Annotated in this window: 10 protein-coding genes; all 10 read left to right on the top strand. The window is 47.2% G+C overall.

Features of this window, described 5'->3' with window-relative positions; all coding sequences use genetic code 11:
• The first annotated feature begins 167 nt into the window (after positions 1 to 167).
• The 10 genes from BC351_RS09720 to BC351_RS09680 all read left to right on the top strand — a co-directional run bounded on the left by BC351_RS09720 (position 168) and on the right by BC351_RS09680 (position 14979).
• Positions 168 to 2003 (top strand): UbiD family decarboxylase, encoded by a 1836-nt coding sequence (locus tag BC351_RS09720; RefSeq protein WP_079411237.1) that lies wholly within the window; start codon positions 168 to 170, stop codon positions 2001 to 2003.
• A gap of 209 nt (positions 2004 to 2212) precedes the next feature.
• On the top strand, positions 2213 to 2383 hold the full coding sequence (locus BC351_RS42150; protein ID WP_158082038.1) for a hypothetical protein: 171 nt from the start codon (positions 2213 to 2215) through the stop codon (positions 2381 to 2383).
• Between the two features lie 144 nt (positions 2384 to 2527).
• The gene (locus tag BC351_RS09715) at positions 2528 to 3823 is read left to right on the top strand and encodes an ABC transporter substrate-binding protein (protein WP_158082037.1); all 1296 of its coding nucleotides are present in this window, start codon (positions 2528 to 2530) and stop codon (positions 3821 to 3823) included.
• 23 nt (positions 3824 to 3846) lie between these two features.
• On the top strand, positions 3847 to 5682 hold the full coding sequence (locus BC351_RS09710; RefSeq protein WP_079411233.1) for a sensor histidine kinase: 1836 nt from the start codon (positions 3847 to 3849) through the stop codon (positions 5680 to 5682).
• A complete protein-coding gene (locus BC351_RS09705; RefSeq protein ID WP_158082036.1) occupies positions 5660 to 7201 on the top strand; it encodes a response regulator in 1542 nt (513 codons plus the stop codon). Before BC351_RS09710 ends, BC351_RS09705 begins: the two co-directional genes overlap by 23 nt.
• 275 nt (positions 7202 to 7476) lie before the next feature.
• Positions 7477 to 10272 (top strand): beta-galactosidase, encoded by a 2796-nt coding sequence (locus BC351_RS09700; RefSeq protein ID WP_079411229.1) that lies wholly within the window; start codon positions 7477 to 7479, stop codon positions 10270 to 10272.
• A gap of 123 nt (positions 10273 to 10395) precedes the next feature.
• Positions 10396 to 11265 carry an ABC transporter permease gene (locus BC351_RS09695; RefSeq protein ID WP_244208950.1) on the top strand — a complete coding sequence of 290 codons (870 nt, stop codon included), beginning with the start codon at positions 10396 to 10398 and terminating at the stop codon, positions 11263 to 11265.
• A gap of 50 nt (positions 11266 to 11315) precedes the next feature.
• Positions 11316 to 12224: a carbohydrate ABC transporter permease gene (locus BC351_RS09690; RefSeq protein ID WP_079411225.1), complete on the top strand. Its 909-nt coding sequence runs from the start codon at positions 11316 to 11318 to the stop codon at positions 12222 to 12224.
• A 42-nt stretch (positions 12225 to 12266) separates the two neighbouring features.
• Entirely contained in the window at positions 12267 to 13880 is a 1614-nt protein-coding gene (locus BC351_RS09685; protein WP_079411223.1) for a DUF3502 domain-containing protein, read from the top strand.
• A gap of 4 nt (positions 13881 to 13884) precedes the next feature.
• Positions 13885 to 14979, top strand: a complete 1095-nt coding sequence (locus tag BC351_RS09680; RefSeq protein WP_341865984.1) for a LacI family DNA-binding transcriptional regulator — start codon at positions 13885 to 13887, stop codon at positions 14977 to 14979.

The following is a 14979-nucleotide window of genomic DNA, read 5'->3' as shown; positions in this document are numbered from 1 at the left end:
GATTGACAACGATAAAAGGTCATCTCCTAAGATGATTTTAACGTTGTTGACCGGAGGGGATTTTTCTGTTTGCCATTTATTTTGCCCGCAATAAGGTGGTCAAAGAAGACGTAGCGCCAAAGAACGGCTATAATAAATAAGATGACTTACACATAGGAGTTACTGATATGTATCAAAATTTAGAAGAATGCCTTATTGATTTGGAGAAACATGGTCATTTAGTTCGCATTGGGGAAGAAGTGGACCCTTATCTCGAGATGGCTGCTATCCATATGAAAGTGTATGAAGCGGGTGGTCCAGCCCTATTATTTGAAAAGGTAAAAGGTTCGAAATTCAGGGCTGTTTCTAACTTGTTCGGGACTTTAGAACGTAGTCAATTTATTTTCCGCAAAAACTGGGAGGATGTCCAGAACGTTATTGCCCTCAGGCAAGACCCGATCAAGGCGTTAAAAAAACCGTTTGCTCATGTTCGTAACGGATTAACGGCTTTCAAGGCACTTCCTTTGAAGACATCATCGAGTGTGCCTGTGAGTGCGCAGGAAATCAATATTTCGGATTTGCCGCTCATCCAGCATTGGCTGAATGACGGAGGGGCATTCGTGACACTGCCTCAGGTCTATAGTGAAGATCCGGAAAATGCGGGAATTATGAATGCTAATCTGGGCATGTATCGGATTCAGTTGAATGGCAATGACTATGAGTTGAATAAGGAAATTGGCGTCCATTACCAAATACATCGCGGAATTGGTGTCCACCAAGACAAAGCGACGAAGAAAGGCGAGCCTTTGAAAGTTAGTATTTTCATTGGAGGGCCGCCTGCTCACACGCTGTCTGCGGTTATGCCGCTGCCAGAAGGTTTAAGCGAACTTACTTTTGCAGGCATGCTGGCGGGGCGCAGGTTTCGTTATAGCTATATAGACGGGTATTGTATTAGCAATGATGCTGATTTTGTAATCACAGGTGACATTTACCCAGGTGAAACCAAGCCAGAGGGGCCTTTCGGCGACCATTTGGGTTACTATAGCTTGACACATGAGTTTCCGTTAATGCGGGTGCACAAGGTTTATGCAAGGGAAAACGCCATTTGGCCATTTACAGTGGTCGGACGTCCTCCTCAAGAAGACACGTCGTTCGGTGCTTTGATACACGAGTTAACCGGAGATGCCATCAAGCAGGAGATTCCTGGTGTCAAAGAAGTGCATGCTGTAGATGCGGCTGGCGTGCATCCGCTGCTTTTTGCGATTGGCAGCGAGCGTTATACGCCGTACCAGCAAGTCAAACGACCTGCGGAACTATTGACCATCGCGAACCGCATTCTAGGAACCGGGCAGCTTAGTTTGGCCAAGTACTTATTTATTACGGCTGAGGACAAGCAGCCTTTGGATAGCCATAAGGAGTCTGAGTTTTTAGCTTATATGCTAGAGAGAATGGATTTGCACAGGGATATTCATTTCCAAACTCATACAACGATCGATACGCTGGATTATTCAGGTACCGGCTTGAACCAAGGGAGCAAAGTGGTTTTTGCTGCGAGCGGTGAGAAAATAAGAGACTTGTGCACAGAAGTTCCGGAACAGTTGAAAGGATTGCCAACGTTCACGAATCCCCGTTTCATTATGCCAGGGATCGTGGCGATGCAAGGACCGTCATTTTCAACATATGACAATGCACAGAAGGAAGCGCAGGAACTAAGCGCAAACCTGCAGTTGAAAGGTTCCATGCCATCCTGTCCGATGATTATTCTGTGTGATGACAGTGATTTCGTAAGTGAAACGATCAATAATTTCCTGTGGGTGACATTCACGCGAAGCAATCCCTCCCATGATATTCACGGGGTAAACAGTTATTACGACAATAAGCATTGGGGCTGTGACAATCTGATTATCGACGCCCGTATCAAACCGCACCATGCACCGCCGCTCATCGCCGACCCTACGGTTGAAGCCAACATTCAGCGTTTGTTTGTAAAAGGTGGCAGTTTAGCTGGAGTAAAAGTTAAATAAAACAAAGAAGAGGCTGCTCGCGGGTTTTTAACCTGCTGAGACAGTCTCTTCTTTCATAATCATGCAATAGCGCAAAAAAAATGCATGAATATGAAAGAAATATGTATACGGATGCAAATATTTTATGCGCTGATATCTAGCTGACTTCAGGATAAGATAAGATTATGTAAATTTCCAATAAAATGAAAATAAGGAGGGAAATATTCAGTATGAAACACGAGCATTTTGAATGTATGTTTGATTCGGTGTTAACGGATGTTGTTAAACAAACCTATAGCAATCTTTCTTTGCCCTCTTCCGAACAAATTAAGCAATCGATGAAGAAGATGATGGATATCATTGAAGCAGATGCCCGTTCAATATCCCCCAGCGAGAATTAATGAAGCCACTCGCTTGCATGCGGGTGTGCATATTACATATACATGAGCAAACCGTGAATTTTCCTTAGGGGAAATAGGCGGTTTTTTTTATTGCGCCTGTCCGCTATAATACTTGTAAACGCTATCATGAAATGGGTGAAGGGAATGAAGCTTCATTTGTTGGCAGTTGGTGCTGCCCTTTCGCTGGTGCTAACCGCCTGTCAAACGCAGCCATTGACATCGGTTCCGAAGAAACAGCCAAAGGAACAAACGCTGACGTGGATCCATCATTTTGACGAAGAGGGCGCACGCAAATGGCTGGAGGCTGGCACGCAGCTATTTACCCAGCGTCATCCGTCTTATACCTTCACGTTGACAGGTGTAGATGGAGGGAACTATATGAGCTTGCTGCGTACGCGGGCAATCTCCAACAATATGCCGGACATGTATATGATCGATAATTTGGAATCGGCCCAGGACTTGATTCGGACGGGGTATGCACTCGACTTAACGAACCAGTCCTTTCTTTCTCAGATCGACGAGCGCTTTCTGAACGGCGTGCGGACAGCCAATGGGCATATTTGGGCGCTGCCTATTGATGTGAACGGCGCTGGCGTCGTTTATAACAAAGAGGCATTCGCCAAGGCTGGCATCCTTAGTCCCCCTTCGACATGGGAACAATTCTTAGAAGCATGCAAGGCGCTGCAAAATGTCGGAATCATTCCGATCGCCGCAGGGTATAAGGATAGCTGGACGGTTGTGTGGGACATCGCGGCCGACTTGTTGGCTAATCAACATGCAGAGAATCGGAATTGGATTGCCGATATTGAAGCTGGCCGGACATCTTTTGCGGAAGATCAAATTCATTTCAAAGACATTCTACAACGATTTGGCGAACGTTTAAGCTATGTCAATATAAAGCCTTTCGAGACGGATTGGAACCAAGCCCAGCTGCTTCTTGCCGAAGGGAAAGCGGCTATGATTATTAACGGAACGTGGACGGTGGATGGAGTGAAATCCAAAAATCCTGCGAGCAATCTGGGACTGTTCGCGTTTCCCTATTCCAACGATCCGCACGATGCCAAGTTTGGCTTGAAATCGACAGGCGGCATTGTGATTAACCCCCATTCACCCAATAAGGAAGCTGCGCTGCAAACGTTAGCGCTGTTTGCTTCCAAGGAAATGGGCACTATTTTCCAAACGAATAAGAAGGCTTTATCTGTCATCAAGGGCTTGCCGAGTGATTTCGATCCAACGTATGTGGAACTGGATGAAACGTATATTCAAACAGGCCGAACGTACGATTGGACCAGCTTGCCGACTGATTTCGTAAACCAAGATCTTCAAAAGGTGTTCGTCAATGCGCTGACGAGATTCATTCTTGACCGCACCCACAATGCAGAGCAATGCATCCAAGAGCTGGATCAAGGGTTCGATCGGATTCGCAAGTCATCCAAATGACAGTCGGCAAGGAGCGTTGAGCAATGGCAGCTAATCCATGGTATCGAAGCAGGATCAAAGATTTTCGCTTCCGCACCAAAATATTTTTATCTAATATGATTCTCATTTTGTTCATTTCGACAGCGATAGGCGGCGTCGCGATCTATGCCTCTACGAAGTTCATAGAATCGAACACAAGAGACCTCTCCATGCAAGTCATTCATCAGGTATCGGATAATATTGAGAACAGAGCCAAAGAAGCGTTCACCTCATCGGTTTATGTGCTCAGTGACAGCAGCATCAGGCAGATCGTTGCCGAACAAGGGGAGCAGGTGACGGCTGAGAATTATCCGGCTTTCCGCAGTCGGATGGAATTTCTGCTTGCCCAATATGGGAACGGCAATCCTTACATGAATGCCATTATGATCAAGACGGGAAGAGGGCAGATGTATTGGTGGGAAAATAAGAAGGGGCTCGGTCATACACTCAATCAGGAAGATGTTGGCGAAATGATGAAGGGCGCTGCTTCCTATTTAACGAACCATGGACGAACGATGGCGTGGTCGCCTTCTTTGCGCAAGCGAAATGAAGTGTTTCTTGTGCGGGATTTTGTTGATGTGAGTCAAATTGATCGGAGTCTAGGCACGATTGTATTCAGCATGGATGCTGATTATTTTCTTTCTCTGGGGAGCGGAAGCTCGATTATTAAGCAAAATAATGTCGCGATTCTGAATGCTTTCAATGAATTGTTGGCTGGTGGCGGGAATTCGGATGCGGACAACTTGATCACAAACAGCTCCAATTATGTGCTGAATGAGCAGGATGCTTCGATGGCAACGGTCGAGCATTCGGCAGCGGGCGATTATTTATTCGTCCAGGAAAGAACCTCCACATTGGGCTGGCGTGTACTATGCTTCATTCCGATGTCATCGCTGTTCTCAGATACACGGGTTCTCGTGCTGGTCATCGTGCTGGTTTCTCTGATCGCGGTGCTGATCTCAACGGGAATTGCTGTACTGCTTTCCAAATCTTCGACCCGCAATATCAAAATATTGGAGCAGACGATGCGTCGTGTAGAAGATGGCAATTTGGATGTGCGGATTATACCGTTAGGCAAAGATGAAATCGGCAGTTTATCGGTGCGGTTCAACTTCATGCTGGCTCGGATTAACGAGCTTATCAACACCGTATACAAAGAGCAAATCGCCAAGCAGCAGGCGGAATTCACGGTTTTGATGAGTCAAATTAATCCGCATTTTTTATATAACACCCTTGGCACTGTCAAATGGTATGCTCGTATGAACCAACAATCCGAGATCGAGCGAATGGTCAGTTCAGTGATCGATTTGTTGAAGTCATCGGTGCGGCGGGTTGGCGAATTTCATAGCCTGGAGCAAGAAATAGCGCAATTGAACAACTATATTTATATCCAAAAGATCGGATACGGAGAAGCGTTTCAGGTGGAATATAAGGTGGATGAGCAGTGGCTGGAAAGCGAAGTGCCGTATTTCATTCTGCAGCCGCTGGTCGAAAATGCGATTCTTCACGGTATCGAAATGTCCAAGGGAAGTGGCCGCATTGTTGTATCCGCGAGGGTAACGGGCAAAGAGCTTTTCGTTATGGTAGAGGACAACGGCGTTGGCATGGAAGAGGTGAAAGCGGCTAATCTACTGCATACAGCCACTCGGAAAGAAGCGGTCCCAGGTGTTGCCAGCATCGGCATTCATAATGTAAATGAACGTATTCAATTGTATTATGGGCAAAATTATGGCCTTAGCTTTGAAAGCATGCCAGGGGCTGGTACGAAAGCGATTGTGCGTATTCCATATAGAACGCATCGCCAAAGGAGGAATGAGCATGCTGAACGCCATGATCGTTGAAGATAATGCGATATACCGATATGCGATTAAATCAATCATTCGCTGGGAGGATTACGGCTTTCAGATTGTGAGTGAAGCGCTCAATGGCGTGCATGCGCTTGATTTGCTGCAGCATCAGCATGTGGATCTGATTGTTACGGACATCTCCATGCCGGAAATGAATGGCATTGATTTGATTCAGCAGGTTAAACAACAGGATGCGTCAATTAAAATTGTTGCCCTCAGCTCGTTTGATGATTTCCGCTTCGTCAAGGAAGCCTTGAAGTTGGGGGCCGAGGACTATTTATTAAAGCATGATCTGGAGCCGGACACTCTGCAGCAGCTGCTGCAGCAGATGAACGTGAAGATCCTGCAAGATCACGAGCAAAGCAAGCAAGCGAATATTCGTGAAGCCAACTTGCAGGAGATGCGGTGCATATTGGGACGCAAGCTGCTGTTTGGCGAATTGAAGACGATCCAGGAGATGGAGGATCAAGCCAGTGCTGTCCGTTTTCCAAAAGTAAGCGGCCCTACTGTCGTTATGATCATTGACGGTGAGTTTAAACCCATAACGCCCATTCCGTCTTCGGAAATGCCGAATGAGCAAATGACGGTCACCATCCCGATATCAAATCAGAGAACGGTGATTGTGGCTGCATTTCCGCATGAAAAGAGCGAGCGCAAATGCAGTGAGGAAGCATTCAGGCAGGTATCCAATATGGTTAACCGATCCAAGGAAGAGGGCAGCCTGACAGTGGGAATCAGCTTGCTTGGCTATGGGCTGAAAGATTGGCCAACGTTGTATAAGCAGGCTGAAAGGGCATTGGAGCAGTCGATTTATGAAGGACTGGGGCAAATCTATACCTACGCGGGTAAGAACGCCCAAGGGGCAGAACCAGAGCGAGACAGCCTCTTGATGCAGAAATTGGCGGCCGCCATGAGAAGCGGATTCGTGGCGGACGTAGAAGCTCAAACGGAGCTGTTTTTTCAAAGTCTGAATCAAAGAAAGCCGCCTCTGGCACAATTAAAGCAACTATTCATGGAGCTGACAGGGCTTGTCACGACGATAGCACGGGAGAGAGGCACGCTCTCTGAGAAAGTTGAGCTTGCTTGCAGGCAGATCAATCACATGATAGAGACGCTTCCTTCTTTGCCTCTAATCAAACAAAAAATACTGGCATTGAACAAGGAAGTGGCTTGCAGTCCTGTAGAAAATCCGCTGCTGCGGAAGGAAATTCAAGCCGCGATTGCTTATATCGAACAACACTATGCCGAAGATATCACAGTTGCCCAAGTGGCGGATGTGCTTCATCTTAGCAGCAATTACCTTTCGAACTTATTTAAAATGGAAACGGGCATGCGGTTCGTGGAATATGTGAATCGGTGCCGCATCCGCAAGGCGAAGCTCTTGCTTAGGGATGTTTCCTTGAAAGTTTATGAGGTCGCAGAGAAAACGGGTTTTCAAGAAACATCGTATTTCTGCAAGGTGTTTAAAGAACTGGAAGGGAAGACCGTCAAAGAATATAGATGCGAATGCTGACTGTAGCGCTGCCGCCGCCAATAGTTCTGTGAATACTATAAGAAATCAGTGAAAAATAGAAGGAAAGAAGCTGTGAATTCGGATAGAATTCATGGCTTTTTTCTGTTTATAAGAGCATTGATCTTCGTAGTTTTCTTATATATTTTGAAGTTTCATTCAATGTAAGCGCTTTTAATAAATCCTATACTTACAACAAAGGAACAATAGCTTGCCTAAGAAGCGAATGAAATGGGTTTCATAAAAAAACAAAGCCATTGATTGAAGGAGGTTAACCCTTGCATCCATCCAAAAGCAAAGAAACAGTCATCCAATTATCGCCGGAAGCGTTGCGAATAAATGGGAATTCGGAAATCATTCTCTGCGCTTCTTTATTTTACTTTCGACTGCCACGGGGGCTATGGAAAGATCGGTTGCATAAAGTGAAAGCTTTTGGTTATAACGCGATTGATGTGTATTTTCCATGGAATCACCATGAAACGCAAGAGGGAGTATGGGATTTTGGTGGAGAGAAGGACGCGGCACAGTTCTTGCAGGATGCTGCGGAAGCTGGCTTATGGGTTATTGCGAGGCCTGGTCCATATATTTGCTCTGAGTGGGATGGGGGAGCGCTGCCAGCTTACTTGTTCGTCAAAGACAATGTTCAGCTGAGGCAAAATGATCCGCATTTCTTGCAGTATGTGTCCAAATGGTATGCTCAAATTCTTCCGATCATCAGGAAGTTTGAACAAGGCCGAGGCGGCACGGTGATCGCTGTGCAGCTGGATAATGAGCTGGATTTCTATCCATGCGCTGATCCCCAAGGCTACATCTCCGCATTGAGGGATCTGGCTGCCCAGCAAGGAATAACCGTACCTATGATTGCCTGTGCTGGTCAAGGTGGATTATATGAGGCCTCCGGGTTTTCCGAAGACGTTGTGCCAACTTGCAATTTCTATCCGAATGACCGGGATCCGGTGTTTGAAGAGAAAGTGCTTTATTACAGGAAAGAATTAGCTCGTCGCGGCTATCCCTTGCTTGTGACCGAGACGAATCGCTCCCACTTTCTGCTTCGTAGGCTGCTCTCGGCAGGGGCAAAGCTGCTGGGCCCTTACTTGCAAGCATCAGGGACGAATTATGGCTTTACGAATGCAGCCAATAATTGGGGAAACCCTCTCTCGTTCCTCACGTCCGATTATGATTTCCACGGCATGATTACACCGGAAGGACATATTCGAGAGGAAGCCTACGAAGGCAGATTACTGAAGCATGTAATACAAACTTACGGTCAATCATTAGCGGAAGCACTACCTCTGCAAAGCCAATCAGGTCCGTATCGCTTATCGTTACAGCAGGGCGGCGAGCTCGTATTCGTATGCAATACCCAAGAGAGAAATGAAGACGTTTACATATCTGTAGGCGATGAGACTGTGCCACGGTATTCCACCCTTGTTGCAGCAGCTGGATATTGTCCAATACTGCCGATGCAGGTTCCCTTGCAGCTGTGGGGCATAAACGATTCTGGACTGCTTGATTACTCGACCGCTGAATTGCTGCGAATAAAGCGGCTCCCCGGTCAAACACTGCTTGTGTTCCACACGGAAGGCGTTGGCGAAATCCGCTTCTCCTTTGGCGCGGAATTCCAGTTGGCAGCTTGTGGCATGGAAGTGCCGGAAGAGACGGACAGCCGCCTTACACTGGTTTATTCATCTGCTGAGGCTGAAGTCCGTGCTTCGATACAGCTCTCCGATGGTCATCTCATCGAGGTTATTGGGATGAGCCGCTCTCGTGCGCTGCTGTTGGAGGACATCAATGAGGCTGGCGTGCTGCATGTGGGGGCACTGCCGGAACGATCCACATCCACAGCAAGCCGTGATGTGGGCATAACGTGGACACAAAGCAGGGTGAATCCAGTCATTCCGCTGGCTAATGCAGCAATCTCCATTGGGAATCGCGCGGATTATTTAGAAAAACACGCTATTTACCGAGGTTTCGCGTGGTATGCAGCACAGCTGCCGTCAGCCGATCAGAATAATCCTTATCAAGGATTGATTGTGCAGCAGGCAAGTGATGTCGTTTCGCTCTATTCAGGTGCAAGTTATCTGGGGACTGCAGCACCAGGCGGGGCAAGCTATTATTTGCCGATTTCCCCGGAAAAGCCTATTGATTCTGCGCTTACTGCTCGCGTAGAGATATGGGGACATACGAACTTCCATGATACGAATCTGCCAGGGCTGCATTTGAACAGTTTGAAAGGGCTAACGGGTATAGTAGGTGTTACTTCAACAACGGACTTGAACCAAAATTGGCGATTTAAGCTTATGCAGGCTGGCGAAAATAAAGATGATTTTGCGCAAACAGAAGTGGATGATCACTTGTGGCCAATCGTGAGCATAGGCGGCTGGCTGTCAGCAGAGCAGCCTGCTCATCAATGCTACCGCAAGCAGGTGAAGCTGACGGATCAAGCGGATACTTGGCTGCTGCAAGCGTCTGGCAGCTTTACCTATGCCTATGCTTACGTGAATGGTCATGCCCTTGGACTGATAAATCCATTGGACCCGTTCCTTGATCTTACGCCCTATGTAAAAGCGGGGGAAACAGCAGCACTAACGCTGTATTTGGATAAAACGTATGGCTCATTAAGCGGACAGCTCACGCTCTATGAAGGGTTGTCATCTGCCAATTGGACGCTGGCGGCTAGTGAGGAAAAAGGCTTGCTGGAGCAGGCCGAGGCGTTGAAATCGGCGGAGCAAGCTGCCGAGGGGCCGATATCCTTGGCTTCGGGGGCACTTTCTTGGCTTTACGGTCAGCTTCCTGACGATAATCATGGATTAGGCTGGCGGGTCTATGTCAAAGGAAGCGATATGAAGCTGACCGTGTTTTTTAACGGGCATTTGGTAGGAAGGCTTTGGACGCAAGGCGGTGCGAACAGGCCGATCTTCCGGGGCGGGAGCGATGACTCCTTTTATTTGCCAGGTCCTTGGTTCCGCGATCAAGCAGCAGGCAATGATCTAGTGATTTTGTTGGAAAGTGTAGCCCAGGATGAAGCAGCTTTACTGGAGCCGCTCCGTTTCGTCCCTGTAGCTGCGATCTAATTGGAAAGGAGCGTACGCATGAAAACTGCCACCTCGTCAAGCAGCCTTGAGGTCACGCCGCTTGTTGTTACTAAGCGTGCATCTTCGCTGCGCCGATTCTGGACACATCGCACCTTGCTGCTCATGTGTGTGCCTGCCATTTTATTTTTCCTCATCATGTCTTATCTCCCGATGCCGGGGCTGTATCTCGCTTTTATCAATTATAACTATTCAGCCGGCATTTTCGGCAGCCAATTCGTTGGTTTTGACAACTTTAAGTTTCTAGTCACTTCAGGGGCACTGTGGAAGCTAACCTTTAATACAATTGCTTACAATCTTGCTTTTATAATCATCGGAAATACGCTGCAGATCAGTATCGCGGTTTTGCTTAATGAGCTCCGCAAAAAGTGGTTCAAGAAAATCTCACAATCTTTGATGTTTCTGCCTTTTTTCATCTCTTTCGTGTTGGTGGGTTTGATTGCCTATAACATTCTTAGCTATGACTATGGTTTGATGAACGGAATTCTCAAATCGATTGGATGGGAGCCGGTGAAGACCTATTCGAATCCCGCCATATGGCCGTTCATCATTGTGCTTACGTATTTGTGGCAATCCACAGGCTACGGGTCCATCGTCTATTTCGCCGCCATTATGGGGCTGGATTCAGAGATTGTGGAGGCTGCAGAAATTGATGGTGCCAACGCTCTGCAGCGTATTCGCTACATTGTGCTGCCTTGGCTGAAGCCGACTTTCATTATTTTGCTGCTGTTCTCCTTGGGCGGCATTCTTCGAGGGAACTTCGGCTTGTTCTATAACTTAGTCGGAGCTAACAATACCGCATTATTTGATGCGACAGATATTATTGAGACGTTCGTTTTCCGCTCCTTAATGAACAACTTTAATTTCTCATTAGGAAGTGCAGTCAGCTTGTATCAATCTGTGTTTGGTTTCTTCATTGTTATCACTGCGAATTGGCTGGTCAAAAAGGTCTCGCCTGAAAATACGCTGTTCTAAGTTATGAAGCGGCATATTTATCATGACAGATCGCTTAGGAGGGACATATTGTGGAGCAAGTCATCGCACGTCAAAGGGGAACTGATATATCCTCGGTGGCCATCCGGGCTTTCGGCTACTTATTTATCGGTCTATTCGCCCTATGCTGTTTATTGCCTTTTCTTCTCGTGCTTGGGACCTCTTTTACGGCTGAAAAGTCGATCACGCTGCACGGCTATAATTTGTGGCCCAAAGAGTTCAGCACGTTTGCTTACAAAATTGTGTTTGAGAATCCAGGCATTATCATTGGCTCTTATGGGGTAACACTCGGAATTACGTTGGTCGGAACAACGGTTGGACTGTTTATCGTGGCGATGACGGGGTATTCCTTGCAGCGTCCGGATTTCCCTTATCGGAATCGCATCTCATTTTTCATCTACTTTACGACGCTGTTCCAAGGCGGAGTTGTTCCTTTTTACTTGATTATGACGCAGTGGATGCACCTGAAGGATAATTATTTAGCGGTGCTTTTGCCAGGACTCATGAGCCCCTTTCTCATTATTATGATGAAAAGCTTCGTGACCTCGATCCCACATGCCATTACCGAATCAGCCAAGATGGATGGGGCGGGAGATTTTAAAATCTTCACCAAGTTGATTCTGCCGATGACAACACCAGCACTGGCTACCATCGGATTGTTTATTGCGCTGGGCTATTGGAATGAATGGTATAACGCGATGCTGTTCCTTTCACCGGATTTAAAATACAGACCGCTGCAATTGTTTCTGTACAATGTCGTCACCAGCGCTGATTTTATCAAAAATTCTTCCGTTTCCTCGAACGTACAGCCAAGAGATATGCCGCTGGAATCGATGAAAATGGCGACTGCTGTTGTTGCAACAGGGCCGGTCATTCTCTTTTATCCGATGGTTCAGAAATATTTTATCAAAGGGATTACCGTTGGTGCTGTCAAAGGCTGACGTCAAATTTATATCCAAATGATGATGGGGAGGCAATTTCGTATGATCAAGAGAAAGAAGAAAGCACTTGGTGTTGCATTGGCAGCGACGCTTGCGGTAAGTTTAACAGCCTGTACAACGCCTAGCAGCACGGGCACAAGCTCGACAGACAAGGCTACAACGACAGCGGCTGCCACAACAGCAGCTGGGACTCCATCCTCCAACAAGATTGATACCTCGGAGTTTCAAACGATTTCGTACGTCATGCTTGGCGATAAACCGAAAAATGGTCAATTTGAGAAAGTCATGGAAAAGCTGAACGCCATCTTAAAGCAAAAAGTGAATGCCAAATTGGAAATTAAATGGGTCGAGTGGGCGGATTGGCAAACTAAGTACAACTTGCTGCTAGCCTCAGGGGAGCCGGTAGATTTGATCACCGTTGCGACGGATTGGCTGGATACTTGGCAAAATGCGCAAAAGGGCGCTTTCCAATCTTTAGATAAGCTTCTTCCTATCTATGCTCCGCTAACTTGGAAGGAAGTACCGCCTGAGAACTGGGCTGAGACCAAATATAAAAACCAGATTATGCTCATCCCGGAGGATCATTATACGCAATGGGTCAATCACGGCTTCCTGTACCGGGGCGATTGGGCGAAGGAATTCGGCATCACGGCGCCGATTAAAGATTGGGAAACGCTTGGCAAGTACTTCCAAGGCGTCAAAGACAAGAAACCGGGCGTCATGCCGTGGGATCCGAACGGGACCAGCGGCGACATTGCCGGCGGCTATATTAATTCGCATACAGATGCCATTGAGCTTCCGGTCAGCACAGGCATGTTCGGCTTAATATACGGCAAATCCTATGATGCGAAGTATACGGCTTATAGTCCCGTATTTGACGATACCTTCGTTAATTTCGCCAAACAAATGAAAGAATGGGGCGACAAAGGCTTCTGGCGTGAGGATGTGCTGAACTATAAAGGAGATAACCGTTCCGAGCTGGAAGCCGGCAAATCTTCGGTCGATCAGCATCATACACAAACTTTCCTAGGCGAGCGGACCAAAATGGATAAGCTGCAGCCGGGCTCAGATTTGCAATTCTTTCCTTTCTCGTCCACGCGCAATAATCTCGTCTCGATGTCGATTACACATGGTGGAACTTCCATTGGTGCAAAGAGCAAACATCCAGAGCGTGCTCTGATGGTGTATGAGCTGATTCGCCAAGACCCTGAAGTATACCGCCTAATGAACTACGGCCTTGAAGGCGTACAATATGTCGTAAAAGATGGCAAGCGCTATCGTCCAGACGGCTATGATGTGCAAAGAGACGACTTCTACACCGATTTCTGGGGTGGACGGGTGGACAAAAATGAGATTCCCGATGGCAACGATTGGGTAGGGAAAGGGGATTTGTATGCTTCCTATGACAAAATCAAGAAAGCATATCCATACGGTCGTTTTGTATTCGACAAATCTCCTGTAACGAATGAACTGACAGCGGTTACACAGATCGTTGGTCAAATGGGACCTGCCATCCTGTACGGCAAAGCTGGGGACCCGGTGAAAGCCGTGAACGATTTCCGCGCGAAGCTGAAAGCAGCTGGATTCGATAAGCTCCAAACCGAGGTTCAGAAGCAATTGGACGCTTTCAAAACCACGATAGAAAGCAGTAAATAGAGATATGGATATCGAAGGTCTGTTAGGGAACAGGCCTTCGATCTTTCGTTTTCCAATTCGACGTATCGGAGAGTGTGTGCTGTTGGAATCCATTACGGTCTACGATATTGCTAGGGAAGCGAATGTTTCCGTCGCGACGGTTTCTCGAGTACTGAATGATACAGCACCTGTGCGAACATCCACCAGGCTTAAGATCATGGCCATTATTGAGAAGCATAAGTTTCAGCCAAATGCTTTGGCACGCAGTCTGGTGAATAAGAAGACAGGAATGATTGGCGTTTTATTTCCGGACAGCACCAACATGTTTTTCCCAGAGGTGTTCGGAGGGGCAGAGAGAGCTGCGCAAAAGCTGGGGTATACCCTGTTTCTGTGCAATACGTTCAGCAATTGCAGCAGAGAATCCGAATATTTAAATTCACTTTGTGAAAGGCAGGTGGAAGGACTCATTTTCATGGGCGGCCGGATTAATGCCCAGCATTGTCCGGATGCGCTAGTGCAGGAAGTCGTTGATATACAGAAGAAAATTCCGATTGTACTGATCAACGGCTCACTGCCGGGGCACCCGTGTTATCGAGTGAAAACAGACGAATACTTGGGTACACAGCTCATCATGCAGCATTTGATTGATCGCGGACATCGCAGCATCGGCTTCTTGGGTGGAACCGCCGAAACGACAACAACACTTGAAAAGCTGCAAGCCTACAAACGAACATTAAGTGCGAATAATCTCTCTTATCGCAAGGAATGGGTGCGTTTGGGTGATTTCTCCATGTCTTGCGGCAGCACGTTGATGCAGCAGCTTCTAACTTTGCCGAATCGGCCAACGGCCGTTATATGCATCAACGACTACGTAGCCATTGGTGCCATGAAAGCTGCGATCTCACAGGGGATGCATATTCCCGAGGATATCGCGGTTGCTGGATTTGACGATACGCAGTTGGCTTCTGCGATGAACCCGGAGCTTACGACCGTATCGCAGCATAGTGAACAGCTGGGCAGGCAGGCGGTGTCGATACTCTCTCAATTAATTCAGAAAGAAAAGGTGAAGAAGCTGACGGTCTTAGAGCCTAAACTTATTGTTAGGCAAAGTACACAATGA

The sequence above is a fragment of the Paenibacillus ferrarius genome (genome assembly GCF_002027705.1).
Lineage (GTDB): Bacteria > Bacillota > Bacilli > Paenibacillales > NBRC-103111 > Paenibacillus_E > Paenibacillus_E ferrarius.
Note: the sequence above shows the minus strand (reverse complement) of the source record. Positions and strands in the feature narration are given on the sequence as shown.